This is a genomic window from Mesotoga sp. UBA5825 (assembly GCF_002432955.1).
Lineage (GTDB): Bacteria > Thermotogota > Thermotogae > Petrotogales > Kosmotogaceae > Mesotoga.
Genome location: NZ_DJHG01000083.1, coordinates 17,533 through 43,742 on the forward strand (window position 1 = coordinate 17,533; position 26,210 = coordinate 43,742).

The window sequence follows — 26,210 nt, forward strand, 5'->3', positions numbered from 1 at the left end:
CTGAACAGAATAGACGCCAATTGCGGCTTCTGGAGCGAGATCTGTAAATGCCGGAACGCCCCATGCAGAGAAACCGATAATCGGCACATCAATCTGCAACTGCCTTAGCTGGTTGACAGTAACGGCGGCCTCGGATTCGTGAGTAAGTCCAATCAAACCGTCGAAGCCTGCGTTTTTGAGCTTCAACAGCTGACCAGTCGCATCCTTGTCTCCTTCCTTGATCTGTTCCATTGCCACAATCTCTATTCCGTACTTGGGAAACTCTTCTTTTGCAACGTCAAGCCCTGCAAGACAGTAATCAGTAGATCCGTAGACGATTCCGGGTTTTTCAATCCCAAGAACCTCAACCGCGTATTTCACAAGCTGAATAACCTTTACTTTGTCGTCAGCTCTGAGTCTGAAAAGAAAATCGTTGGGAATAACTGAGTACCTGAACGAAGGAGAAGTAGCACCGACTAGCATCGGAACCTTGGCCTGCTGAGCCAACGGGTGAACTCCAATAACCGCACTGCTCATGTTAGGTCCAAAAACTGCCACTACGTTGTCCTGAAATAATGCCCTTCTAATAACACTGGAAGCCGTGCTAGGATTGGCAGCATCGTCGTATACAATCATTTCAAGCATATCTCCATTAATTCCACCGGCAGCGTTGATCTCTTCCAGTGCTAACTGAGCACCCATCTTGATGTAGTCGCCCAAAATCGAACCGAGACCGGTAAACGGCGCAACCAATGCGACCTTGATTGTTGCTCCGAATGCCGCAACCCCGATTAACAAGACAATCGCGACTACGAGTACCTTGCTTAACTTCATCCAAACACCTCCATATTTGGGGCCTTCTATAGCAAGCCCCGTTCTTTGGGAAGAAAGATTAACACGAAATGAACGCGATGCATTATACATCATGCACAGTGTATCATTATTTTCTTGAATGGTTTTAATGTCTTCAGAGCCGATCACGATCGAATAATTCAAAATAGGCTTGATTATCAAGCTATAGTTGGACTGATTGCAGTCGGAGGTTGTTTTCTGAAATGGTTTCAGTTCAATATCAGGAGCAGATCAGATGAACGCTTGCCTTACAACGCGGTTCTTTCGCGCTGACGCACAACCTTTCATGAAAGGATCATGAGTTGCTGCTGGTAATCCGCTTTCTTGCTAGCGATTGGTTTATAATAGTTTTTAGAGCATATTTTGTGTAGGGGCTCTTTCTGGGGGTGTTGTCTGTGAGGGTGTTCTTTCTGATGATTCTTTCTTTGGTCTTAGTTTCCACTATGATAGCTGTGGAGATCGATCTGGGGATGAGTGTGGATGTTATTCAATCTGATCAAAACAGCCTTAGCTGTGCCAGGCTTTCGCTTCTCGGCAGTATCGGGCCAATCTCTCTGGATATTCCTGTCGCTCAAGTATGGCCTTCAGAAAGAAGGATTGAATTCTCGGATCCGTTCTTGAGTTATGTTGGTCTTAATCTGAAGCTTCCCATTACCGTTCTATACATAAAAGCCGGTTTGGGGGTTCAGGTAAGGGGAGTGATTGACGTACTTGGAGCAAAAATCGAAGGCTGGGATCTTCCAGCCGGAGTTACGGTCGGCTTAGGCGTTTCCGATTCCGGTCTTTTTCTTGAGGGCGGTTTGAATCTCGATTTCACGCCGTCACTCGAAAATTCCGAATTCTGTCCTTACATTGTGGGTGGATTTGTTTTCTAGCTAATTGATCTTGAGTAATCTGGAGAATTCTTCTTTAACATTTTCAAACGCATCGCCAGTGAGCCATCTCTGCCAGCCGTATTTTCTGTAAATGTCTCTGACTTGAAAAATGTAGTTCATCGGATCTATGTGTACTTCTTCGACCCTTCTTGAAAGCTCGAAGGCAACCCTTGCTGCGTTCATCGGGAGAACCGGACCAACGAAGACGCCAACATTGATGTCGTTGGCAATAAGCATGTCGATTGTCGCTAGCCTTTCTTCAAAGGAAGATGAACCGGGTTCAAGGATCTTTCTGACATCGTTTATGTCCGTAGTGACCGTTATCAAAACCCTTGCTTCTCCTTCGGAGGCTTTCAGCAGGTCAATATCCCTTCTAATCAAAGCGGATTTTGACATCAAGAACACAGGAATTCGGTGAGAGATGAGTATTCTCAGAATTTCACGGGTGATGCCGTATTTTTCTTCTATATGCTGATATGGATCACAGGCCGTACTGAGAAACACGGCGCGCTTGGGATGGTGAGTGATCTCTTTCCTCAGAAGAGAGACAATATTCTTACGAACCTGAACGTCTCTGCCCCATCTGCCGCGGCTGTACTTGAAAGGGCCGATAAACCTTGCAAAACAGTACTTGCAGCCGATTGTGCATCCAACATAAGGATTGACCGTGAAATCCGTCAAAGGGATGCCTGATTTTGTAAGGGCTTTGCTTGCTCTTATCTCTTCAATCATATACAGATAGATTCTACAGTGTTTCTCTTCACGAATGCGTTTTTGAAAGTGCATATGCGTCACTTCATCTATTCTGTAATGATATAATTAACCAAAATAGGAGGTGTTACTGTGTTGAGGGTTATCAGTACTGACAAGGCGCCGGCAGCGGTTGGACCATATTCTCAGGCGATAGCGGCGGGCGGTTTCCTCTTTGTTTCTGGACAGATCCCCCTCAACCCGTTGACCGGTGAACTGGTGACGGATTTCGAAGGAGCATGCAGACAGTCACTGGAGAATTTATTCGCGGTTATCGCCGCCGGCGGGTCGAGTCTGGACAATATCGTGAAAGTGAACATCTATGTTAGAGATATGGGGAAATTCTCGATACTAAACGAAATCTACATGACGTATTTCAAGGAACACAAGCCCGCGAGAGCTGTCGTTGAAGTCTCTAACTTGCCCAAGAATGCGCTGGTAGAAATGGAAGCCGTGGCGATAATACCGTAATCAGGAGGATATCATGGGTATTTCTATAAAGCTGCCCGATGGCACAATCAAGGAGTACGGGCAAAGCGTAACACCATCAGAACTGGCAAGTGACATTTCCGAGGGCCTTGCCAGACGAACCTTCGGTGCTGTTGTCAATGATGAGTTCTGGGATGCGGACAGGCCAATTGAACGGGATGCTTCTGTGAGACTGATTCTCGACAAAGATCCTGAATCGGCTGTCTTCTTTAGGCACACGATGTCTCATATTTTGGCACAGGCTGTCATGAGGATCTATGGCAAGGATCAAGTCAAGCTGGCCATAGGGCCTACAATTGAGAATGGATTTTACTACGACATAGATCTGGGAGATATTAGAATAACTGAAGAGGATTTGCCGAAGATCGAATCCGAGATGGAGAAGATAATCAAGGAAGATCTCACGGTGGAGAGGTTCGAGCTGCCTGTGAGCGATGCAATAGTTCTGATGAAAAAGGAGGGCCAGCCTTACAAGGTAGAGCTGATAGAGGATCTTGTAAAGGATACTGGTACTGATAGCGTCACATTCTACAAGCAGGGAGAATTTGTCGATCTTTGCAGGGGACCTCACGTTTCTTCGACGGGCAAGGTTAAGTATTTCAAGCTCACATCTGTATCCGGGGCCTACTGGAGAGGCGATGAGAACAACAAGATGCTTCAGAGGGTTTATGGTACTGCCTTCGCCAAGAAGAGCGATCTCGAAGCTTATCTAAAGATGATAGAAGAAGCGAAGAAGAGGGACCATAGAAAGCTTGGTCCTGCTCTAGGTCTGTTTACAATCAATTACGAATACGCTCCTGGGATGCCGGTTTTCCTTCCGAAAGGTACGGAAGTGTTGAATCAACTCCTTCAGTTCTCCAGAGAGAAGCACATAGAGGACGGTTACAGGGAAGTGAGTACGCCACAGGTCATGTCGGATGCCCTGTGGAGAACATCAGGGCACTGGGATCATTACAGGGACAACATGTACTTCACGGAGAAAGAGGACCAGCAGTTTGCGGTAAAGCCAATGAATTGTCCCGGTCATATCATAGTCTACAAGTCCTCGTCTGTGAGCTACAGGGATCTTCCGATGAAGCTCTTCGAGTTTGGGAAGGTCCACAGATACGAACGTTCGGGTGTCCTGCATGGGCTATTCAGGGTAAGAGGCTTCGTTCAGGATGACGCTCACATATTCTGTACCAGAGAACAGATACAGCAGGAGATCATGGGCGTGATCGACTTCGTAGAGAAGATATACTCGCCTTTCAATTTCGAGTACAGGGCGGAGCTTTCGACGAGGCCTGAAGATTACATGGGCGAAGTGGAGCTCTGGGATATTGCTACAAAGGCACTTGAAGATTCTCTGAAGGCAAAGAATATGGAGTTCAAGGTCAATGAAGGTGATGGGGCGTTTTACGGTCCTAAGATCGATTACCATATAAAGGATTCTTTAGGAAGGGAATGGCAGTGCGCCACTATTCAGCTCGATTTCATGATGCCCGAGCGCTTCGGAATCAAGTATGTGGGCTCCGACAACGAGGAATACCAGCCAGTTATGATTCACAGAGCCATCTACGGCTCAGTTGAGAGATTCATGGGAATACTTATCGAGCACTTCGCAGGAGCCTTCCCAACGTGGTTTGCTCCGACCCAGGTTGCAGTCATCCCCATAGCCGACAGACACATCGAATACGCCGAGTCAGTCGCTTCTGAACTGAAGAACAAGGGGTTCAGAGTCGAGGTTGATGACAGGCAGAAATCTACAAACTACAAGATACGGGATGCTCAGATGCAAAAAGTGCCCTATATGTTGATAGTCGGTGATAGAGAAAGAGAGCGCGGAACGGTATCGGTAAGACTGCGTAGTGAAAAAGATCTTGGATCCATTGAACTCGACAAGTTTATCGAGAAGCTCTCTGAAGAGATCAAAAGTAGAAGGGCCACGAGTGTTTTTGAATGATAGAGAGACCCCTGCAATGCGGGGGTCTTGTTTTCCTATCCGAGAACTCCTCGAAAGGAGGCGATTGGCACGAATATCATTGATATTATTCCGGTAGCGCGGGGTGACAAGCCGGCCGACGTTCTGCTGAAGAACTGCAAAGTGGTCAATGTGTTCAGTGGCGAGGTTGAAGAAGCGAATCTTGCTCTCTTCAGGAAGAGAATAGCCGGAATTGGCGATTACGAAGAAGGTGTTGAAGTTATAGATCTTGAAGGCTCATTCGTAGTGCCCGGCCTTATTGATGCGCATCTTCACATAGAATCATCTATGGTATCGCCCGTCGAATTCTCCAAGACGATTCTTGCACGAGGAACCACGACCGCAATAGCAGACCCTCACGAGATTGCAAACGTAATGGGGCTTACCGGTATAGAGTACATGATAAGATCTACGGAAGGTGTTCCTGTCAATCTGTATATCATGATTCCTTCGGCCGTCCCTGCTTCAACAATGGAGACCTCCGGCGCAACGATCAGTGTAATGGATATGATAGGCTTTGTGGAGAAGTTTCAAAACAGAGTTCTCGGGCTGGGAGAGGTGATGAATTTCCCCGATATCATAAACGGTGATCGTGATTCAATAGCGAAAATCGAATTGATCCGTCACAAATACAAGAAGATAGATGGACATATCCCTGGAGTTCTTGGCAAACCGCTCAATGCTTACATTTGCGCCTTTGTGCGATCGGAGCATGAATGCACATATGTTGAGGAGGCGCGTGAGAAGCTTTCAAGAGGAATGCAGATTCTCATGAGAGAGGGCAGTGTTGAGAGAAACCTCGTTCCGCTTCTTCCACTAATAAATGACAAGACCTATCCGTTCGTCTCTTTCTGTACCGATGACAAGCACCCCGACGACATCATCAGAGAAGGTCATATCGATCACAATATTAGAAAGGCCATAAAACACGGGATAGATCCGATAATCGCAATAAGGGCGGCGACCATCAATACGGCTAGACATTACAATCTTAGATCGATGGGTGCCATCGCGCCCGGATACAAGGCGGACCTAGTAGTGGTCGATGACCTCAAGTCCTTCAACCCCAGAATGGTTTTCAAAGACTCCAGGGTGGTTGCAAGAGATGGAAAATTGGTTGCTGACGTGATATCCAGAAGCTTTCCGCAGGAAAAAACGAATACATTCAAGTGCCAGAGAATCAATGAGAGCGACCTGGCTGTCCGAGCCAGAAGTAAATTCATTAGGGTGATAGAGCTTCTTGGGAGCGAGGTTCTTACAGGAGGCTCCATCGTGGAGGCGAAGGTAGAGGAAGGAAAAGCAGTCAGCGATACTTCTCGAGACGTTTTGAAGCTCGCCGCTATTTGCAGATATTGTGAAGGGAAATCCATGTCGGTAGCATTTGCGAAGGGATCTGGGTTGAAGAAGGGGGCAGTGGCAACATCTGTCGGTCATGATTCTCACAATCTGGGAGTCTTGGGGGTTAGTGATTCAGACATGGTTTTTGCCGCCAATAGAGTGATTGACATGGGTGGAGGTCTTGTTGCAGTAGTAGATGGAAAGATAATATCTGAACTGCCTCTGAAGATCGCTGGACTGATGTCGGATCTGACAAGCAGGGAAGTGGCTGAGAGACTGGTGGAGTTGAAGGAAGCGACAAGATCAATGGGAAGCATTCTTCCTGACCTTTTCATGACGCTCTCTTTTGTTCAGCTTTCAGTTATTCCCAAGTTGAAGCTAACGAATCTCGGTCTCGTCGATGTAGAGAAGAACGATTTCGTACCGCTTTTCGTTGAGGAGGATGAAGATGTCTGATTCACAAGAGAGAGTTGTTGGCAGAAGAATCAAGAGGGTAGATGCCCTGGAGAAGGTCGATGGCCGGGCTAAATTCGCTGCCGACGTTTCTTTTGACAGACAGGTCTGTTGTGCTCTGGTTATTGCGAAGAAAGCACACGGTATTCTCAAATCGNNTGTGCTCTCGTGATCGCGAGGAAGGCGCACGGAGTTCTGAAGTCGATTGACGTTTCAGCTGCCATAAGGCTCCCCGGTGTGGAAGGTGTCTTCACCTGGAAGGATATTCCCGGTGAGAATCAGCTAGGCGATGTGGTGAGGGATATGCCATGTTTGGTCAGGGAAGGGGAAAAGGTCAGGTTCTACGGTGATGTTATAGCTGTGGTTGCCGCACAAAGCAAGAGAATTGCCGAAGAAGCCGCGGATCTGGTCAAAGTTGAGATTCAGGAATTGGAGCCGGTTTTGACAATAGAAGACGCTTTGAAGAATGAGATTCTGGTCCATGAGGATACGAACGTTGGTGTGTCGAAGAGGATAAGAAAGGGCAATGCCTCGAAATATATCGAGAACTCAGAACTCGTTTTTGAAGGGGAATTCTATGCCCATTATCAAGAGCAGGCTTATATGGAGCCTCAGGGAGTAATTGTGGTTCCGGATATCGACTACGGATTCACTGTATACGGATCGATGCAGTGCCCTTACTATGTGCAGGGGGCAGTGTCACACGTTCTCGGTGTCCCGATGAGCAGGGTCAGAGTAATTCAGACCGAGACGGGCGGAGCGTTTGGAGGTAAGGAAGACGTTCCGTCTTACGTTGCTTCTTATGCGGCCGTAGCAGCATACAATTTAAAAAGACCTGCGAAGCTCATTTATTCAAGAGAGATCGATATTCAGACCACTTCTAAGCGCCATCCAGTTAAGTCTTATTATAAAGTTGCGCTTGAAGGAAAGAAAATCAAGGCGATGCAGATTAAGGCTTATATGGATATGGGAGCTTATGCCACGCTCACACCAATCGTCATGTTTAGGACGCTTGTGCATGCGGCCGGAGCTTACGAAATTGATAATGTGGACGTCGATGTTTGCGCCGTCTACACCAACAAGGTTCCACCCGGAGCTTTCAGGGGTTTTGGATCGCCGCAGGTTCTCTTTGCAGTTGAAAGTATGCTTGATGATATAGCTTTTCAGATGGGGTTCGATCCCATGGAGTTCCGAGAAATCAACACGCTAAAGAGAGGATCGAGAACTTCTACAGATCATCTTCTGCTTAACAGTGTCGGAGCACCGGAGACTCTATCGAGAGTCAAGAAGGCTTCGAACTGGCAGAGACTTGTGGCAGAGACAGAGCGGTTCAACAAGGAAAACGATGATTTTAAGAGGGGTGTGGGAGTTTCTCACATCTTCTATGGAGTAAGTCTTGGCGCCGGTGGACAGGCTCTTGACAAGTCGGGTGCGCACGTTCTGATTAATAGAGACGGATCTGTAGAAGTAAGAATCGGTGGAACGGAAATGGGACAGGGCGCAAAAACAGTAATTGCGATAATGGCTGCCGAAGAGCTGGGTCAGAGTATAGAAAAAATCCTTGTCCATCAGCCGGACACGGCCTTTGTCCCTGACAGTGGACCGACAGTGGCCTCCAGGACTACTATCTATTCAGGGAACGCGGTAAGAAGCGCATGTATTGCATTGCGAGAGAAATTGGTTGGCGTATTCTGCGAAATAACGGGTGGCAGTCTCGCCGGTGTGAAGTTTGGAGGCGGCTCTGTTTATGATGAAGATGGAAAGAGAATGCGATTCGATGAAATAGTCGAAGAGGCCTACAAGAGAAATGTCAAGTTGTTTGAGACAGGTTGGTATGAGACTCCAAAATTGAGTTTTGACATGGAAAACGGGATAGGCGAGGCATACGTTACCTACTCTTATGCGAGTCAGGTTGTACAGGTTGAAGTCGATTTAGCAACGGGCTCAATCAAAGTTTTGAAGGCTTTCACAGCTCATGACGTGGGAAAGTCCGTAAATCCCGAAGGAGTTATTGGTCAGATACAAGGTGGTTTTGCTCAGGGGATGGGGTACGCGATTTACGAGGATTTGAAGCAGAGAGATGGAAGGATCGTTTCAGATAATTTCAACACTTACATTATTCCAACGGTCCACGAAATCCCTCATGAGTTGGTCATTGATGTCGTTGAAGACCCCTTCCCAGAAGGGCCATATGGAGCCAAGGGGATAGGCGAGCCCTCACTTATGCCTGTTCCTGCAGCAGTTGCTAACGCTGTTTCTATGGCTATAGGAAGGCGAGTAAGGCAGGTACCGGTTACTCCTGAGTACGTGCTTCGACTAACTGAAAGTGATTTTTCTTCATAATACAGTAGTTAGTTAACAAGGAGGCTTATAATGGCTAAGTTTGTGCTTGGTCCAACGTTCGAAGAAATGCTGCATCCAGATAAGATCGACAGAAAAACGAGAGAGATCGCCTGGAAGATGAGAAAGGAAGATCCTCTGGATCCGATCAACCTGTTTAACATCTCATGGAGAGACATTGAAAACAGGATCTACTACTTCGTACTTCCAAAAGAATTTACAGGAGTCGATGCAAATATTGTTGTCCTGTACGGAAAGGATTTCCCGACGGGCAGCCACAAGGTGGGGGCTACATATTCAATCTTGATGGAGAAGGTTCTGCGAAAAGAGGTAGATCCAACTTATCACACCCTTGTCTGGCCGTCCACGGGGAACTATGGAATTGGCGGGGCTTGGGTAGGTTGCAGAATGAAATTCGATTCCGTGGTAATTCTGCCGGAAGAGATGTCCTCTGAGAGATTCGACATAATTAGAGAGTATGGTGCGAGAGTTATAGCAACCCCCGGTTGTGAGTCGAACGTGAAGGAGATTTACGACAAAGCAAAAGAATTGAAGGCAGCCAATCCAGAAAAAGTTCGTGTTCTCAATCAGTTTGAAGAGCTCGGAAATTACAGATTTCATTATTATGTGACAGGAAACACGATTCTGGAGATGATGGACGAGCTCAGGCTCGGCAACGGCAGGGTCTCCGCGGTCGTTGCAACCGTCGGTTCTGCCGGAACAATAGCTTGTGGAGACAGGATAAAAGAAGTGTATCCTGAGGTCAAAATCGTTGCCGGTGAGCCTGTGCAGTGTCCGACTCTTTCGCTCAATGGCTATGGCGGCCACGACATTCAGGGAATCGGAGACAAACACGTGACCTGGATTCACAATGTGATGAACAACGATGCCGTTGTCGCGCTTGACGACATCGAATGCAAGAAATTGCTCCAGGTTATGACCGATGGCGAGGGCAAGAGCTTCTTGAAGGAGTTTTTGAAGGAAGAAGATGTAGAGACAATGGCAGATATATTTGGTATCTCGGGAGTTGCGAATGTTGTCGGTGCGATAAAGATGGCGAAGCACTACAAAATGACCGACAAAGATAACATCGTGACCATTGCTACAGACAACATGGATCGTTATCATTCTGTGATGGCGAACATGACGAAGACTTACGGTAGCCTCACCAGGGATGAAGCAAAGCACAGGTTCGAATCGTTTGCCCTTGGAGCAAAGACGGACTGGATATTCGAAGGGACAATGGAGAACCGCATGAGATGGCACAATTTGAAGTATTATACCTGGGTTGAACAACAGGGGAAGACAGTTGACGAACTCAACAGCACAATGTCTCAAGATTTCTGGAAGGCTGAAAGTGGAAAGATTGGTGAGATCGACAGGCTCCTCCTAGACTACCGCGAAAAAACCAGATAGTCTGGAAGCGTAATTCTATGTTTTGTTTTTTGTAAGCTTTGTAGTACAATGAAAACATGGTGGTACTGACAAAGAGAAAACCGCCCCTGTCAAAGCTGCGCGGTTTTCTCTTTGTTGGTCTGAGCAGTTGCTTTGGCTTAAGTTCCTAACTCAATTCTGGAGGTGGTTCTTTTGAGAAAGCTTCTTCTTCTGTCAATTGTGCTGATCTTCTCACTCGCACTTTCTGCAACAACAATCCAGTTCTGGCATGCAATGGGTGGCTGGAGAATTGACTTTCTGCAGTCTCAGGCAGATGCATTTATGGAATTGCACCCTGACATCAAGGTTGAAGTGCAGTACACTGGAAGCTACAGAGACACTCTGAACAAGATGATCGCCGGGGTTCAGGCAGGAACGGCTCCTCATGTCGTTCAGGTCTTCGAAATTGGTACTCAGATGATGATTGATGGAGAGGTCGCAATTCCAATCGAAGAGATGATGGAGGCCGATCCGTCCTTTGACATCGGGAAGTTCATGCCTCAGGTGCTGAACTATTACAGAGTGAACGGCAAGCTTTATTCTATGCCCTTCAACTCTTCTAATGCCATCGTATTTTATAACAAAACGCTTTTTGAGAAAGCAGGCTTGAATCCCAACGATCCACCAACGACTTTCGAGAGCTTCATCGATGTGGCGCGAAAGCTCACTGTGAAGGATGCCTCGGGGAATGTTGAGCAGGCAGGCTTTACTGTATCTTTGAATTCCTGGTTCTTTGAACAGCTTATGGCAGCTCAAGATGCTCCGCTTATCAATCAGAACAATGGTAGAACGGGGAGACCTACTGCAGCTGTGTTTAACACGCCAGAGGGTCTTGCGATTTTTGAATGGTGGAATGCCATGTCCCAAGAAGGCACCATGATTAACACGAAATTTGAGGATTGGACCGCAGCAAGAAACCTGTTCATTTCTCAGAAAGCCGCAATGCTCATGACTTCAACTTCAGATGTAGCTCTTATGATGGAATCTGCAGAGGCAAACGGATTTGAACTTGGCAGTGTTTTCTTGCCTAGACCGGCAGACTCAAAGGCCGGAGGAGCGATTATCGGCGGAGGAAGTCTGTGGTTGATTGATGGCCATCCTGAAGCAGAAACAAGGGCAGCATGGGAATTCATAAAATTCATGGCCGGAACAGAGCAGCAGATTGAGTGGCACAAGGCGACCGGCTACTTCCCAGTCAGGAAAGACTCGGTTGAAAAGCTTGTTGCAAGTGGTTACTATGGTGATTATCCCGATCACCTAACGGCGTTACTGCAGCTGCTGCTTTCTGTGCAAAGCTACAATACAAACGGTGCAATAACTGGCGCTTTTCCTGAGATCAGGACGGTTGTGACCACTGCCATCGAGAAGATGATTGCAGGGGAAATGACACCTGCACAGGCGCTAAAATATGCCGAGGACGGTGCAACAAAGGCAATTCGCGATTATAACGAAGCTAACTACTGATACTTTTCTTTAGTTGGAGCGGGCTGACTGCCCGCTCCGCTTAATGCTGGAGGTGTAGAATGCGAAAGTGGTTACCATACCTTCTGCTGGTACCTACCTTTCTAGTTATTGTTTTATTCATTTATTATCCTGCAGTAGAAGCATTCAGGATGAGTCTCTACAGAGTCTCCACCTTTGGCAACAAAACGACATTTGTGGGAATTCAGAATTACATAAACCTTTTCAACAATGAGCAGTATCTCTCCTCAGTGAAACTAACGGTGGTCTATGTTGGGCTTTCTGTAACACTATCTGTATTCCTCGGCTTCATAATTGCTATGCTCCTTACTCAAAACGTCCCGGGGACGAAGCTTTACAGAACCTTTCTCTTTGCGCCTTATGCTGTTTCTCCGGCGATTGCCGGCACACTGTGGACCTTCCTTCTCAACCCGGTTGTTGGTCATGTCAACTATGCGTTCATGAAGCTTTTCGGAGTTCAGGTCGAATGGTTGACTTCGAAACCGTATGCATTCTATGCCTTGCTCTTCGCCACTGTCTGGAAGATACTGCCTTTCAATATGATATTCTATATCGCGAGTATTCAAAACGTCTCGGGAGACCTTCTCGAAGCTGCAACTCTTGATGGGGCCGGGGTGATGAAAAAAACCTGGAGAATCATCTTCCCCATGGTTTCTCCGATAACTTTCTATCTGGTAATTATGAATATTGTTAGTACGATGTTTTCCTCATTTGCAATAGTAGACGTGATGACAAGAGGAGGTCCTGCAGGGTACACGACAAACATGATTTATAGGCTATATCTGGATGCCTTCACTTTCCAGAAAAGAGGACCTGCCTCGGCTCAGAGCGTAATAATGTTCATGATTATGGTAGTTGTTACTATCATCTACTTTGCCGTTGCAGAAAGGCGAGTTCACTACCAATGAGGTGCGGCTATGAAGAAGTCTACTAGGAAACTACTGAATACAGTGATTATTGAAGTCGTGCTGATTTCGGTCTCTTTCATTTTCATCATGCCGGTGATCTTGGCTATTACAATGAGCCTTCAGCCGCCTCAAAGTGTCTTTTCCTTTCCTCCGAAGTTTTTCCCGACTGCGTTTTATATCAAGAACTACTTCGATGCTTTCAAGACAGTTCCTTTTGCACGCCTTCTTCTGAACAGCGCAATCGTGTCAACAGCGATTACTCTTGGCAAGCTCGTAACGGGAACGCTTGCGGGATACGCCTTTTCAAACTTTAGGTTCACCGGAAGAGGACTGGCCTTCGGTTTTCTGTTTGCAACGCTCTTTCTGCCGGCAGAGACGATAATGATAGTTCCTCTCTTCTCGCTTATGAACAGATTTGGATGGGTGAATACATATTGGGCCCTTACTATTCCGTTTATGGCCAGCGCAACAAACACTTTTCTGATGAGACAGCAGTTCATGACGATTCCCCTTTCTCTGGAGGACGCTGCAAGGATCGATGGTGCCGGACCGATCAAATACTTCCTCAAAATACTCTTGCCTCTTTCAAAATCGGTTATCGCAGGCTCCGCGATCATAAACTTCGTTTATTCATGGAATATCTATCTCTGGCCGTTGATAGTCACAATGGAAGACAAAATGAAGACAGTCCAGATCGGAGTCAAGATGCTAATTGATGCCGAATCTGCGAACAATTGGGGTATTATTATGGCCGGCACGATGGTTGCAGTGATTCCCACATTACTGGTCTTCTTCTTGCTGCAGAACCTCTTTGTGAAAAGCCTCGTCGGCACAGGCATAAAGGAATAAGTCGACCAGGAGCGCGCATAAGATAAGCAAGAAAAAACAGATAAAGTTCCGTGTTATATCAACTTCTTCAGGGAGAATAGAGAAACGATAGATCTCTTGACATCTTCTGCAGCAGAGCAAAACAGTGCTTAATGCAAAGCGACAAAGCGAGACCTCTCTTGGTTCTTCTGCTTTCAGGGTCTAGTCTTCTTTGGCGCTTTTTGCGCCAGTCAGATTCGATATCGAGTCGTTGAGTATGAAATACTTCGACGCAGCTATCTGCTGTATGGAATCTTTATATCCGTCCAGGCAACTGAAAGGAACTATCTCTATACCGCTCTTCCTGTCAATTGCTTTGCTGTTCTTAAGTATTCCATCGCTTGACATTATGAAGACCCTATTATCGTCTATGAATGATCCCTCGGGGACGTAATGGGTGAGAGCGGCGAACCCAAACGAGATGTTTAGTAGATCCCTTCCAAACAGAATCCCATTTCGTTCCACTATTCCCATAAGATTGAGAAGTGTCGGGAACAGATCAATCTGTCCTCCTACGGTAGAGCTAGTTACCTGGATTTCGGAACCGGGTATGTGAAAGATCAGAGGTATGTTCATAGCCTGTGTGAAATCGTATTCTGTTTTCAAGAGTTCGGTAAGTATGTCCTTGTTTTCCTTGTTGAACGGGTATAGACCCGCATGATCACCGTAAAGGACGATCACGGAATCCTCGTAGAGACCTGATTCTTTCAGCCCCTCAACGAAATGACCGAGCGCTTCATCCGCGTAATGAACGGACTGAATATAGTTACCAAAAAGCGTGTCTTCATGTTCGGGCAGCAAATTCAGTCCCCTCAGTTCTTCTGGCATATCGTATGGATTGTGGCTTGTAAGCGTTACTATGAAGGCAAAGAACGGTTCCTCAAGAAGCCCTAGATGCTCCAGAGTTTGTCTGAAAAGAGAGGAATCACTAAGCCCAAATCCGATGATCTCGTCGCTTTCCATGTCTTCAAGGCTTACGAAATCCGAAAACCCTAATGAAGGGTAGATATTCTCTCTGTTCCAGAACCATCCGTTGTTTCCATGAAATGCAACTGTATGATACCCTTTTGATTTCATTAGTGAAGGCAAAGCATAGAAGCTGTTGCTTTCTCTTGTCTGATAAACGGAAACCTCCCCAAGAGCGTGCATTGAGTTGAGCACAACAAACTCGCAGTCAGATGTATTGCCAGCACCTATTTGCTGATAGATCTCCTCGAAGTAAATCGAATCACGTGAGACAATCTTATTTATATTAGGAGTTACTTCCTGCCCATTGTACTCAAAACCTACCAAGAAGTCCTGAAATGACTCTAGTTGGATCATGATGACGTTCCTATCCTTTGCAACGGAGAAGTATTTTCCCTTATCGGCCATCTTGTTGATATAGCCTTCGTAAGAGACCCTTTCATCAACTTCTATTCCTCTATCAACTCCTGGAATCGCTCTTACCAGGTCGAACATGTGATAGGCAAACACCCCATATCTGTTGAAGACAAAATAAGGCTGCAAAGACTCTGACGAGAAAGGGATGAGCAGACTAATGAGCAGAATTATCGTCACAAGAGTATCTGGATACCCCGGTTTTCTTACTGTTCCTTCCGAGGCTCTCAAAGTCTTCTTCCTTAGATACAGTCCTATTGGAATCAAGTCGACAATGAAGATAAAGCTAATAGGATTAAGGACATACATAATGCTTTCTCTTACGGCTCCAACATGGCCTACATGAATGAGCTCCTTAACTGAAGGTAGAAATCCGAAATACTGGAAGTATATGAAATCTACGAATAGTATACACGAGATTATGCAGTAGAGTAGGAAGAACTTTCCCCTGAATACAATCCAGAAAAGCAGCATCAAGAACGACATCCATGCTAGTGTTCCAAGCAATATCGATGCTCTTGCAAGCTCTGCAGTATAACCGTAAAATATCAACGATTTTATTAGGATCAGAACGATCATAACGGTAATTGTTTTGGTTGTCCATTGATGAATCCTTTTCATGCGAATCGCATCCTAAACTCAGATTTTTGCGGGCAGTAGAATTATACTAATTTACGCCGAAACGTTCAATGCGTCGATATGATGGCACAGAGTTGCATAATCCAAAAAGCAGGAGGATGATTATGGATGTGTGACGAATTACATTTCTTCGCAGATGGATTTGACTCGGAAAGCCCCTATTCTTCAGTGAAGGAGAATAGAGAACTCGAACTTGTCTTCGGGTTATATGATGGCAGGACAATTCTTGAGAAAATCTGTGGTCTAGATGAATCTAGTCCGCTTTTTAATGAGATTTCGCGGGCAGGAGAAGACATTGACAGATTATCCTCAGTTCTTGGTGTGGAGGATCTTTCCTCTATCATCCTCAGCGCGCATCCTAGGAGGGAAGTTGACTTCGCGTTTTGCTCAGAGGTTCTTGACAAGGGCAGGTATTATCTGGGTCATGCGGAAAGGAGCGATGAAAGTCTCGTTTCGGTAGTGTTCGAGGAGCTCGAGCACTACTTGGCAAGATACAAGAACCGGGAACGCCTATTCGCTAACCTGGTCAGAATCTTGGAGAATTCTCCCGTTGCCCTTTGCTTTTACGACAGCAACTTTGACTCTGTATTCTTCAACAAGAGAGCGAAGGAAGCGGGTTTTGACATTTCCGCCTTATCGGTTTCGTCTGAAGGGAAGCCCTTCATTGAGTCTGTTGGATCAGAAGAGACCAAGAGATATTTCAGGAGCCTCATTGTCGACTTTCAGTGGGATGGTTCGCATACGGGCCGGGCAAAGTACTCGGTCGACATAACAGATAGCGAAAGAGCTAAGCTTGAGCTTAAGAAAAGCAGGAACAAGATCAAGAAGCTTCACGAAATAGCTCTGAAGCTTTCAAAAGCCGATAGTGAGGAAAGGGTGTACGACCTCATCGTGGAAGCTTCGCAGAAGATACTGGAGTTCGATGTATATAGTCTCGATATTGTGGAGGGGGATTTTCTGGTAGTAAAGAGAGTTACAAATTCCGTTCCCGATAAAGGGGATGATTGCTACAACAAGCACGAGGGAATTGCCGGAAGAACTCTGAGGGAAGGCAAGACACTTGTCTTCCCGGATATCTCAATAAGCATCGAGGCAAAACCAAAAAGCAGTGATTATCGCTCTGCTTTGAGCATTCCAATAGGCAACTTCGGTGTGTTTCAGACGATTTCTACCGAGCTTGACGCTTTTGATAGTGAAGACGTAGAGCTTGCAGAGATTTTGGCCGCTCATGGGGCCGAAGCCATCAATGGAATAAGGAACAGAGGAGAGATCACAAGACTCACTTACAATGATCCTCTGACGGGAGCACTCAGCAGGAATGGTCTGGAGAAGTTCACTTCTGTAGAGATTGAAAAATCAATCAGACACTCTGTACCCTTGTCGCTAATGATGCTCGACATTGACGATTTCAAAGGGATAAACGACTCTTTCGGTCACGTTTATGGTGACTCGGTTCTCTCCTGGTTGGTAGAGTCGGTTAGAATGATTATCAGGAGTACCGATCAGGTTATTAGATGGGGAGGCGATGAGTTCTTGATTGTCTTGCCGGAAGTAACTCTGGAGGGAGCGGAATCTATGGCGGAGAGAATACTTGACCACTTGAAGAAGAGAACCATTGAAGAAAGGGCAGAAATAACCGTCAGCATTGGAATTACCAGCTTTCTGGGTGATGGGGATGATATTGACCGTATGATACACCGCGCCGATTCCGCATTGTATGAAGCCAAAAGTAAGGGTAAGGACCGCTTACGCGTTTTCAGAGAGAGTCAGAGCTAAATAGAAGGGACTGTTCTCACGATCGAAAAGTTGCCATCGGGACCCTCTTCAAGGTAGACAGAAATCCTTATGTCCTTTATCCAGTTTCCCTCGCGAGAACCCAACGAATTCCACTTGCAGCTGTCGATATCGAGAGGCTTAATGGAAATCGATGCGGTTAGTATGGCTATACCGTTGGATTCCTCATGGACCTTCATATTCTCAATTAAGAATCCCGTCAGTCTCGACTCCGGAGGAAGCCCACGATCTTCGTATCGCTTCATGTATTCACGAAGAAGAGAACTGCCGGTTTCTCTTATGCTTGCCTCGCGAGCAAAGGAGCTTTCTACAGAAGAGCGAAACAGAGTGTCGCCGAAGAAAAGCACAGTACCTAAGAGAACTGCCTGCAAAAGGATTATCAGATAGATCCATCTGTGATCTTCCACTAAAAATCATCTCCTCTGACTCCTGACAAAGATCTCTACGCGTAGATTATACCTCATTTGTCTGTCTTATCAGAGTTCACAACAGTTAGTCAAGCACGACCAGCTGAGCAAGAGCATCACTTAGTTATTAGCCTTTTCCCTTTGAACTAATGAAAGTCATAGTCTGAAAAAGGCTGGGGCTTAAAAAACTCAAGCCTTAAAAACGGCAAGAGTTAAATTGCACAAGAACTTCTTCTCAAATCTAGCTGATTGACTTCAGCACCTGCCTAGCCCAGTTGACGCTAGCGTTGGCCGCATAATTGACGCCAGATCCGATTGGATCGTAGAAATCAACAGCTCCAATTATCTTGTTGGCCGATAGTTTGCTAATCATCTCCTGAAAAACTATCCCCATAAGGCCCTCATGAGTGCAGAAAAGAGCTATCTTCTTTTCAGAGAGATTTGCTTCTTTTAAAAAGCTCTCCATCGGTGGTGCGTAGCTCATCGCCCAGACAGGCGAACCAAGGAATATCAGGTCATATTGATTCGGATCGATCGAATAGGGTTCAAGCTCAGGCACGGGATCCATGCTGACGCTTTTGCCTTCCCAGATATACCTGACCTTTCTTCCGCCCTTCTTCTCTATAGGTCTTAGCTCTAGCAAATCTGCATTCGTTTCGTTGGCTATAGACTCTGCAATCGATTTAGTACTCTCATCGTGAGAGTAATAGACAACGAGAATCTTCTTATCATCTTCATTAGGCATAAATCTTACCTCCTATATCCGACTATTATTCTCGTTATTATTCTCTCACATATTTCCTTTTCTTCCAAGTGGTTTCCTTTCTCTTTCGAATACTACTCTTGGGTGAATCTCATTTCCGCGTACTTAGTTTTGAAACCCATCTTCTCATAAAGGAATCTTGCAGGATTATTCTGCTCGACATGCAAGGCGATATCTCCGTTGCATAATCTCTTTATCTGTTTGATGAGCTTCTTTCCGATGCCGGTACCTCTTGCCGTTTTGTCGACAGCAATATAGACCAATATGTGTTCAGGAATGTACCCCTTCATTCCGGTATCGTTGATAACCGAAACACCGAGAACCTTTTCCCCCTCCATGGCCGCCAAAACAAATCCGCCTTTTCCTTCTTCGTTAGAGAAAGCGTAATCTATGGATCTTCTTATGGCCTGTCTATCGTCACCGTACTCTTCCAAATGCTTGTGAAGGAATTCGACGATTCTGCCTATTCCTATATCACTCTCAACTTTCTCTCGATTCTCAAGTCGTTTGATCGTTATTTTGTCGGTTTTTGTTAGCAACTTCAAAGAACCACCTCCGTGTGAAATAGCTATTCGTTTGTATAACCAACACCATTATAACATCGTCAATTGTTAACGTGTGTAAAGTCCTATTATGAGGATTTCCGTTATCCGGAGTGATTAGCAGTTATCCTTAGACGTGTAAGATATTGTTCATATTGACTAGAATACCAACCAATAACAACTCCCATCGGGCCTTCGATCGATCAAACCGTATTCAATCAGATATCTCCTAAGAAGAGCGTAGTCATCATGGAACTTTCTCAGATTCTCATTTGTCTGTTCTTCGGTATACTTCACACCTGGCTTGAAGACTTTAGCAATCTCTCTCAGGACAATCACTCTGTCCTTTTCTCTCTTTGGAAATCTCGCCAATTTCCGGTCTTCACCGAAGAATCTCGCCACTCTTTCATTGCGCTCGGCCTCGGTCACAGCATATCGTTCATCGATCATGGTGGCGTTTCTATGTACGTCAACAATTCTGTCTTCCTTGCCGACGCTTCTTTCCATCATAAGATGGAGTACGAGGAAGATTTTTGCCTGCCTTGCCTTTTCCTTCAACCTAAAGCGATAATTTCTAACAGTTGACTGACTAAGGCTTAGTTCTCTTGCGATCTCCTTATCACCCATGCCCTTGTAGAATAGCCGCATCAAGGTCTGTTGTTGTTCAGATAGGCCTGTGTACTTGCGATCGAGTTCCAATAGGGTACTAAAGGCCGACCCGTGGCAGGAAGAAATATGTTCATTTACTGCCTTCTCGGCATCCATCAACAGATCGTTACTGCTTTTGAAGACAATACCCTTTTCGAAGGTCTTCCCACAAGCAAGACAGACAAATGAATCGTTAAGGAGTTTGTAGCCGGCTTCAAGTTCTTCAATGCTGCTATCCCAGAAAAGCTCCGATGATTCCATTATCTCACCTCCCGAATAAGAGTATAAGAGAAAAACAAGGTTTTGCAAACAATGTAGAGCAATGTTTACTTATATATAGACAAAAGAAGGATTATCAAATGTAATGGGTAATCATCTGGAGATGACTGACTGTGATCTGATCGTTCACTCTACCTCGGTGAAAGTACTCAGATCTCTACAGACAGCACTTCCTTGCTATATGTTGTGGTGAAACCAGCATCTTCGTAGATGCGTTTTGCCGCGAGACGGTCAGAAGTAACAGAGAGCAACGCCTTTCTTTTCCCGGCCTTCCGGAGATAGTCAAGGGCATTAGAGACCAGTGCCCGCGCGAGACGCTTTCCTCTCCATTTTTCAACGACAAAGATCTCTTCCGTGAAACAGTATTCGTTGTTCAGTCTGTCAGGATAGATCATCACACTGCCTGCAATTGAGCTTTTGCCGTCCAATGCTGCAAGGATCACTCCCTCTTTCTTCCAGTAAGGTCTGTTGAAGAAGTAGTGGAGATACTTGTACTCGAGCGGCGAGTCAGGGAAACACGATTGCTCTGCACGTAGATAATTGATAATCTCAGGTTCCTTTCTGGGCCTAAGTCTTGACATTGATAGACCTTCGGGAAGTGGATAAGAAACGACTTCATCCTTCAAGTCTCTTTCCATGTAATTGAAATCCTTCCATCGAGTGAACCCCAAAGACGAGAAGAAATCTCTCTTTGTCTTTTCGCTTTCGGCAATCCTTACACAGATTCTAGTTCCAGCTGCAGGAAAAAAAGAGTTTGTGGATTCGGAGATCAAAGGGAGTGAAGCCTCGAACAGAAGTGACATCAAGTTGGTAGCGGGAGAGTCGGCTACATTTATGTCGAGCCATATGTGATGAAAGTGAACTCTTGAGAAGTTCTGTCGGGAAAGAAATCTGGAGAAACCGAGCACTCTTCTTTCGTTTATGGCCAAAAGAATGTTTTTTCTCCCATTTAACAAGGGGTTCTTGAGATCATCCGCGGTGAACCTCTCCGCATAGGGGTGATCTTTCTCGTAACTGCACTGAATGGCTAACATCTGATCTGTGTATTCTTTAGAGTAGCCGACTATTCTCACAAAATCGCCTCCGTGAAACCGAGAAGCATTCGCCGCTTCATAGGATTCTGATAATCACCACTTACATTATAAGTATATTGGAATTTGAATTCGTGCTCAGCTTAATTCATCATAGTTCATTTTCTCGAGAACCAGTCGGATAACTCTGAGGTAAAAGTGGCATAATATATAAATAATAGAATCTATTAGAGTCTTTCAAGTACACCAAAGCAGATAAAGATGACAGGGTGTGATGAGATGAAGGGAAACGGAGGCTCTAGTAGATTTGCTAGTATTCTGATGCCCGGAGGTGGACCTCTTATGTTCTTTGGTAAGAAAGAAGTGGCGATTATTCAGCTTTTTCATGAGCATCTGGATTTCATCTCAAGAACTCTCGAAAACCTTGAAAAGGTATTCATTTCCATCCAGAATGATGACCTATCTTCTGTGGAGATCTATTCGGAAGAGGTACGAAAAATGGAATCGGCCGCCGATGCAAAGAGACGCGAGATGGAAAACGCGATGTATCAGGGTGCTTTTCTTCCAAACTTCCGCGGAGATTTTCTTGGTCTGGCGGAATCCTTCGATAAGGTGGCCAATGAAGCAGAGAATGTCGTTGACCAGATTGAGCTGCAGCGTCTTGTGATCCCGGCAGAACTGAAGGCCGATCTTCTAAAACAGTTACAGCTTGCTGTTGAGACATATGAGACATCAAAGGAAGCGGCTATCAATCTCTTTCAAGAGCTAAGCATTGCCGAAGAGAAAATCAAGGAGACTGAACGACTCGAAAACATTGAAGACAGTCACGAGCGAGCTCTAGTCAAGAAGATCTTCGAGATGAATTTGTCCCTCGCAGAGAAGAGGCAGCTCCGGGAACTTGTTCTATCAATAGGTGATATTGCGAATCTCTCTGAAGACTGTTCCGACAGAATGGAAATTATCGTGCTCAAGAGAAGGGTTTGATCAAAAGAGAGCTCTGATAGCGTTAATCGAAAGGTACAGCCCAACTGAAACTAGTCCAGCGATCAAAGGGGTCTGTAGCCAACCAAGAACGATGTTTCGAAGGATTTTGTAGTTGATGTTTGTCGAGCCTCTTGCCAGTCCAGCACCAATTACTGCACCAACGATTGCCTGTGAAGTTGAAACAGGGACTCCAATTAAAGCGTAGATCCATACCGTAATTGCCTGGGCGAGAACAGCTATTACGGCCGAGAAGTGATCTAGCTGGATAATCTGCTTTCCAACAGTGTACATGACCCTCTTGCTGAAAGTCAACACGCCTAGGCCGATGCTCAATCCGCCTACGAGAGCGGCGACTTCCAGGGGTATGATTCCGGCATACGGTCCAGTAACATTTGCAACATTGTTGGCGCCCAGAGCGTAAGAGCCATACGCGCCAATGATCAAAGCTCCTACCTTCAGAGACAAGTCCTGGGCCTGGATAGTCTTTATTCTTCGAAAGAATACCGCCGAGATCTTATAAAGGAAGAACGCACCTGCAGCGGCTCCTATGGGTGTTGTTACCCAGCAAATGACCACCTTTGTCAGTACTGACCAGTCTACAGTGGAATTCAGAATTCCGATTCCGAGAATCGCTCCCATCATTGCCTGAGATGAAGAAGAAGGAATTCCCAAATATGTCATTACAATCATGGAAAGAGCGGCTCCTATGGTACTTATTGAAGCAGTAAGAAGCGTCTGGGTGCTTACACTCGAGATCGTTTCAAGACCTCGGGAACCCTCAAGCAGTGAACCGATTAGTATGAATATCGCCGACAACACGACCGCAACACGATATTTCACAAGTCCCGAAGTAACCGCCGTACCGTATACATTCGCAGCGTCGTTTGCCCCTAATGCCCAGCCAAAAACAACTGCCGGAATTATCGCAAAGAACATATTAGCCTCCATAGGGAGAAAGAAAAGTTGATAGATTATATCACGGTATTACATAGATTCGAAGCCATCTTTGAGAGATCGGGCAGAAAGAGACGAAGGTAGCAGAAACTGAAGGGAAATCCATTGGAGAATAGGCGGAATTCAGAACTCGATGAATAAGATCTCGGGAGGACTTGCCAGTCTTCCGGGAAACCAGCCGCCTATACCTCTAGTAACGAAAATCTTTGTTCCGTTTGTTTCGTAAAGCCCGCGATAGTAATCGCCACTAAAACCTCTAGAGCTCTTCAGGATGATTTCTGTAAGCCAGGGTATGTAGAATTGACCCCCGTGAGTGTGTCCTGCCAGCACAAGATCGAATTTTTCAAGAATGTCAGGATGTTCTTCGAGCATATTAGGTGCATGGACCATGAGTATCTTCAGATCATACTCATCATCAGGAAGGAACTTAGTCCACGAGAAGTAATGATGGGACGGAGTGCCCGTCAATCCCAGCTTTTTTCCTGCAATTTGAATCACAGTCGAGCGGGTATGAATCACGTTTATCCCCAGCTCCTCGTAGATCTTCCCCATGACATCTGTCTCGGATTCCTCCCAGTTTCCATATACGGCATAAACGGGCGCTATTCTGACTAGTTGCGAAAAGTAATTCTTCATAAACTCCATATCTGTATAAGGAGACAAAACATCGCCCCCAAATAGAATCAGATCTACACCTTCGTCGACGAGCCTTTCAAGAAGATGATCGTGAATGGGTTTCTTCATCCAAATGTGAATATCGGCAAAGAAGGCAATTTTCGCCGAAGGTTCTTCCGAGAACGTAAGCCTTTCGATCGTCAGAATGTTTGGTTCTATCAAAAAAATGTAGGCGATTATGCCGGCAACAATTAACCAGATCTTCCAATGCTTCAAAAAACCATTCCCTCATAAAGTTGTGTCATGCGAACCGATTCTACATGATTATTCAGCAGTCGGTTCAGGCAGTCACTAAAATAACCGTGATTTCTTCTTTACAAGCACCCTACCTTTCCATTTCGTAGCTCCACAAAGGTGAGCAACTATCGAATGGAATCCGATAATTGATGAGACGAGTGTGATCAGCGGATACAGAATAATCACCAGGGGCCTGAGTGAAAACTTAACGCTGGCGAGAAGCCACATACCGAATGAGAGTGTCAGACTAATCAGAGACAGAATCCCGGCGGACTCTGGAACGGCGGCTCCAAGAATGAATAGTAAAGCTACAGTGAGAGGAAAGAAATCCAAAGTAAGCATCCAACCCCAAACAAAGGCAGCGGGGACTATTCTGTAGTCAAACAGGGAGAAGTAATTCTTGAGAAAGCCCAAATATGCGGCTTTGAATCCATCGTACATCTTGCACTCTACAAGATCTGAAGCATCGTACAGTCTCCACTTCATCCCAGCCTTCTTTATCAGCCTGCCAAGAGAGATATCATCGACCCCGTGGTCCTTCACGGCCTCATGGCCTCCGATTGAGAGATAGGATAGCCTCCTGAACATCATGAACTGACCGCTGGCTGCCGCGAGTGATTTGCACCTCTTGCCATACGCGATAATGAGTGGAAAGATCGAGAAGACACTGTGAATCATAAATGGTATAGTTATCAACTCACCCAGCGTGTCGGTCTTCTCCTTAACCACGGCCGTCAACAGATCTGTTTTTTCTCTAATCATGACGCTTACAGCGTGTGAAATTGTGGGGGAAGCGTGAACGGTATCGGCATCTGTGAAAAGGAGGATCTCTCCCTTCGCTTCTCTTGCAAGCTGGTGGCATGCCCAGTGCTTCCCAAGCCATCCTTCTGGCAAAGCTTCTCCCTTAATTACTCTGAGGTTGTTAAACTCACTTCTCATTGATTCAAGGATTTGGAGTGTTGCGTCGGATGAGCTATCGTCGAGTACGATTAGTTCGAGATTGCGGTAATCTTGATTAAGAAGGGAGTAAACGCACCTCGAGATGTTTTTCTCTTCGTTTCTGGCAGGAATCAGTACTGAAACCAGAGGGCCATGCAGAACCCTTTCGAAACGGCTGATCTTTTTCATCAGAATCGCGTTAGAGACTGAAATTAAAAACATCATACCTAGGAAGAGAGCAACTGAAACTGACTGGGAGAGAAGAGAGGTCATTTTTCCTTCCTCCGAAACCTGAATGCTATGGGAAAAGCAAGCTGATCCCTGTGTTTGAAAGCAAGGATTGTTGTGTTTATTGTCCAAATTGAGATAGCAATAACGTCCTTCTGAACGACGAGAAAGATCAGGAGGCCGCACATGCTAAGAATTACCTTCCAGCCATCGGTCCTGGGATTAATGACGAATGAGAATAACAACATAAACGCTCCGATTATTGAAGGTCCGACCCATTGGGTTACACCTGACCAGATGCCGAAAGAGACTGCTACAGCCTTACCTCCATTCATTCGCAGAAAGGGTGAAAAGGCGTGACCCAGAACCGGAGAGACTGCGACGGGTACTATCTCCCAGCCGGAAATTCCTCCAATCGAAAGGGCGAGCAACACGGGAAGATACCCCTTGAAGTAGTCGAGCGCCATCGCAAACAACCCAAGTGCTAGTCCTGCTCCCCTTATCACATTGGAACATCCCGGGTTGCCGTCGCCAATCTCCCTGATCTTCTTACCGGTCGTCTTCTCGTAAATCATTTTAGAAAACATTATTGAGCCTGAAAAAAAGCCAATGAGAGTCCACAGGATGAACATCAAATCTTCCTCCGGCATAGAGCATATTACTTTCCTCATCTTAATGCCCCGAATGCTTGACGAGGAGAGATCTCTCCTCTTGTTGACAGTCCAAACTTCTTTCCGAGCTACGATTTCGCTTATGACTTGGTATCTTCTTCTAAACAACTTACAAAGGAGAGAGCCACTTGTATGTCGACTGAGCCCAGGATTCACGATATCAACTCTCTGCTTCTATTGAACCATGAGAAGTCAATTATACATAGCAAACCGGGCAAAGCGCTTCTTCTTGAGAGCGAATAGCTTGATTTCTGCAAGACCTGAAGTAAATGATAAAATCTCATCGAATATCGGAAAGGATGGTAAAGATGA

At 45.7% G+C, this 26,210-nt stretch carries 22 protein-coding genes and 1 pseudogene; 11 read left to right on the forward strand and 12 right to left on the reverse strand.

Annotated features, from left to right (window positions below):
- A pseudogene (locus tag B3N33_RS08055) lies at positions 1 to 906 on the reverse strand (ABC transporter substrate-binding protein); the annotation flags it as partial.
- A gap of 320 nt (positions 907 to 1,226) precedes the next feature.
- Between B3N33_RS08055 and B3N33_RS08060 the strand changes: the two are divergent.
- Complete coding sequence (locus tag B3N33_RS08060) at positions 1,227 to 1,706, forward strand: hypothetical protein (RefSeq protein WP_292589877.1); 480 nt, start codon at positions 1,227 to 1,229, stop codon at positions 1,704 to 1,706.
- Here the strand turns inward: B3N33_RS08060 and B3N33_RS08065 are convergent, their stop codons facing one another.
- Positions 1,707 to 2,492: an SPL family radical SAM protein gene (locus B3N33_RS08065; RefSeq protein WP_292592920.1), complete on the reverse strand. Its 786-nt coding sequence runs from the start codon at positions 2,490 to 2,492 to the stop codon at positions 1,707 to 1,709. It abuts the gene before it with no gap.
- 57 nt (positions 2,493 to 2,549) lie between these two features.
- Between B3N33_RS08065 and B3N33_RS08070 the strand changes: the two genes are divergently transcribed.
- From B3N33_RS08070 to B3N33_RS08105, 8 genes are all read left to right on the forward strand, one after another.
- Complete coding sequence (locus B3N33_RS08070; protein ID WP_099829693.1) at positions 2,550 to 2,927, forward strand: RidA family protein; 378 nt, start codon at positions 2,550 to 2,552, stop codon at positions 2,925 to 2,927.
- Between the two features lie 13 nt (positions 2,928 to 2,940).
- Positions 2,941 to 4,887: a threonine--tRNA ligase gene (thrS, locus tag B3N33_RS08075; RefSeq protein ID WP_292589874.1), complete on the forward strand. Its 1,947-nt coding sequence runs from the start codon at positions 2,941 to 2,943 to the stop codon at positions 4,885 to 4,887.
- 63 nt (positions 4,888 to 4,950) lie between these two features.
- Positions 4,951 to 6,699 carry an adenine deaminase gene (gene ade / locus B3N33_RS08080; RefSeq protein WP_349682159.1) on the forward strand — a complete coding sequence of 583 codons (1,749 nt, stop codon included), beginning with the start codon at positions 4,951 to 4,953 and terminating at the stop codon, positions 6,697 to 6,699.
- 165 nt (positions 6,700 to 6,864) lie between these two features.
- The gene (locus tag B3N33_RS08085) at positions 6,865 to 9,039 is read left to right on the forward strand and encodes a xanthine dehydrogenase family protein molybdopterin-binding subunit (RefSeq protein WP_292592925.1); all 2,175 of its coding nucleotides are present in this window, start codon (positions 6,865 to 6,867) and stop codon (positions 9,037 to 9,039) included.
- 30 nt (positions 9,040 to 9,069) lie between these two features.
- On the forward strand, positions 9,070 to 10,452 hold the full coding sequence (locus B3N33_RS08090) for a PLP-dependent cysteine synthase family protein (protein ID WP_292589871.1): 1,383 nt from the start codon (positions 9,070 to 9,072) through the stop codon (positions 10,450 to 10,452).
- A 171-nt stretch (positions 10,453 to 10,623) separates the two neighbouring features.
- On the forward strand, positions 10,624 to 11,934 hold the full coding sequence (locus B3N33_RS08095) for an ABC transporter substrate-binding protein (protein ID WP_214061563.1): 1,311 nt from the start codon (positions 10,624 to 10,626) through the stop codon (positions 11,932 to 11,934).
- Between the two features lie 59 nt (positions 11,935 to 11,993).
- Positions 11,994 to 12,860 carry a carbohydrate ABC transporter permease gene (locus tag B3N33_RS08100; protein WP_103134405.1) on the forward strand — a complete coding sequence of 289 codons (867 nt, stop codon included), beginning with the start codon at positions 11,994 to 11,996 and terminating at the stop codon, positions 12,858 to 12,860.
- Positions 12,861 to 12,869: 9 nt separating this feature from the next.
- Complete coding sequence (locus B3N33_RS08105; protein WP_103134404.1) at positions 12,870 to 13,709, forward strand: carbohydrate ABC transporter permease; 840 nt, start codon at positions 12,870 to 12,872, stop codon at positions 13,707 to 13,709.
- Between the two features lie 180 nt (positions 13,710 to 13,889).
- Here the strand turns inward: B3N33_RS08105 and B3N33_RS08110 are convergent, their stop codons facing one another.
- Positions 13,890 to 15,728: an LTA synthase family protein gene (locus B3N33_RS08110; protein WP_292592929.1), complete on the reverse strand. Its 1,839-nt coding sequence runs from the start codon at positions 15,726 to 15,728 to the stop codon at positions 13,890 to 13,892.
- Between the two features lie 126 nt (positions 15,729 to 15,854).
- Here B3N33_RS08110 and B3N33_RS08115 point away from each other — a divergent pair, with 126 nt between their 5' ends.
- Positions 15,855 to 17,522 (forward strand): sensor domain-containing diguanylate cyclase, encoded by a 1,668-nt coding sequence (locus B3N33_RS08115; protein WP_292592931.1) that lies wholly within the window; start codon positions 15,855 to 15,857, stop codon positions 17,520 to 17,522.
- Here the strand turns inward: B3N33_RS08115 and B3N33_RS08120 are convergent.
- The 5 genes from B3N33_RS08120 to B3N33_RS08140 all read right to left on the reverse strand — a co-directional run bounded on the left by B3N33_RS08120 (position 17,519) and on the right by B3N33_RS08140 (position 21,252).
- Positions 17,519 to 17,947 (reverse strand): hypothetical protein, encoded by a 429-nt coding sequence (locus tag B3N33_RS08120; protein ID WP_292592933.1) that lies wholly within the window; start codon positions 17,945 to 17,947, stop codon positions 17,519 to 17,521. The genes B3N33_RS08115 and B3N33_RS08120 overlap by 4 nt on opposite strands.
- A 241-nt stretch (positions 17,948 to 18,188) precedes the next feature.
- The gene (locus B3N33_RS08125; protein WP_292592935.1) at positions 18,189 to 18,692 is read right to left on the reverse strand and encodes a flavodoxin family protein; all 504 of its coding nucleotides are present in this window, start codon (positions 18,690 to 18,692) and stop codon (positions 18,189 to 18,191) included.
- Between the two features lie 92 nt (positions 18,693 to 18,784).
- The gene (locus B3N33_RS08130) at positions 18,785 to 19,255 is read right to left on the reverse strand and encodes a GNAT family N-acetyltransferase (RefSeq protein ID WP_292592937.1); all 471 of its coding nucleotides are present in this window, start codon (positions 19,253 to 19,255) and stop codon (positions 18,785 to 18,787) included.
- Positions 19,256 to 19,411: 156 nt separating this feature from the next.
- Positions 19,412 to 20,161: a DUF2087 domain-containing protein gene (locus tag B3N33_RS08135; RefSeq protein WP_292589869.1), complete on the reverse strand. Its 750-nt coding sequence runs from the start codon at positions 20,159 to 20,161 to the stop codon at positions 19,412 to 19,414.
- Positions 20,162 to 20,328: 167 nt separating this feature from the next.
- On the reverse strand, positions 20,329 to 21,252 hold the full coding sequence (locus B3N33_RS08140; protein WP_292592939.1) for a GNAT family N-acetyltransferase: 924 nt from the start codon (positions 21,250 to 21,252) through the stop codon (positions 20,329 to 20,331).
- A gap of 300 nt (positions 21,253 to 21,552) precedes the next feature.
- Between B3N33_RS08140 and B3N33_RS08145 the strand changes: the two genes are divergently transcribed.
- Entirely contained in the window at positions 21,553 to 22,194 is a 642-nt protein-coding gene (locus B3N33_RS08145; RefSeq protein WP_292589867.1) for a TIGR00153 family protein, read from the forward strand.
- Here the strand turns inward: B3N33_RS08145 and B3N33_RS08150 are convergent, their stop codons facing one another.
- The 4 genes from B3N33_RS08150 to B3N33_RS08165 form a co-directional block, all read right to left on the reverse strand.
- The gene (locus B3N33_RS08150) at positions 22,195 to 23,130 is read right to left on the reverse strand and encodes an inorganic phosphate transporter (RefSeq protein ID WP_292589866.1); all 936 of its coding nucleotides are present in this window, start codon (positions 23,128 to 23,130) and stop codon (positions 22,195 to 22,197) included.
- 141 nt (positions 23,131 to 23,271) lie between these two features.
- Positions 23,272 to 24,039: a metallophosphoesterase gene (locus tag B3N33_RS08155; RefSeq protein ID WP_292589865.1), complete on the reverse strand. Its 768-nt coding sequence runs from the start codon at positions 24,037 to 24,039 to the stop codon at positions 23,272 to 23,274.
- A 75-nt stretch (positions 24,040 to 24,114) separates the two neighbouring features.
- Positions 24,115 to 25,272, reverse strand: a complete 1,158-nt coding sequence (locus tag B3N33_RS08160; RefSeq protein WP_292589864.1) for a glycosyltransferase — start codon at positions 25,270 to 25,272, stop codon at positions 24,115 to 24,117.
- Positions 25,269 to 25,859 carry a glycerol-3-phosphate acyltransferase gene (locus B3N33_RS08165; protein ID WP_292589863.1) on the reverse strand — a complete coding sequence of 197 codons (591 nt, stop codon included), beginning with the start codon at positions 25,857 to 25,859 and terminating at the stop codon, positions 25,269 to 25,271. Before B3N33_RS08165 ends, B3N33_RS08160 begins: the two co-directional genes overlap by 4 nt.
- Between the last annotated feature and the right edge of the window lie 351 nt (positions 25,860 to 26,210).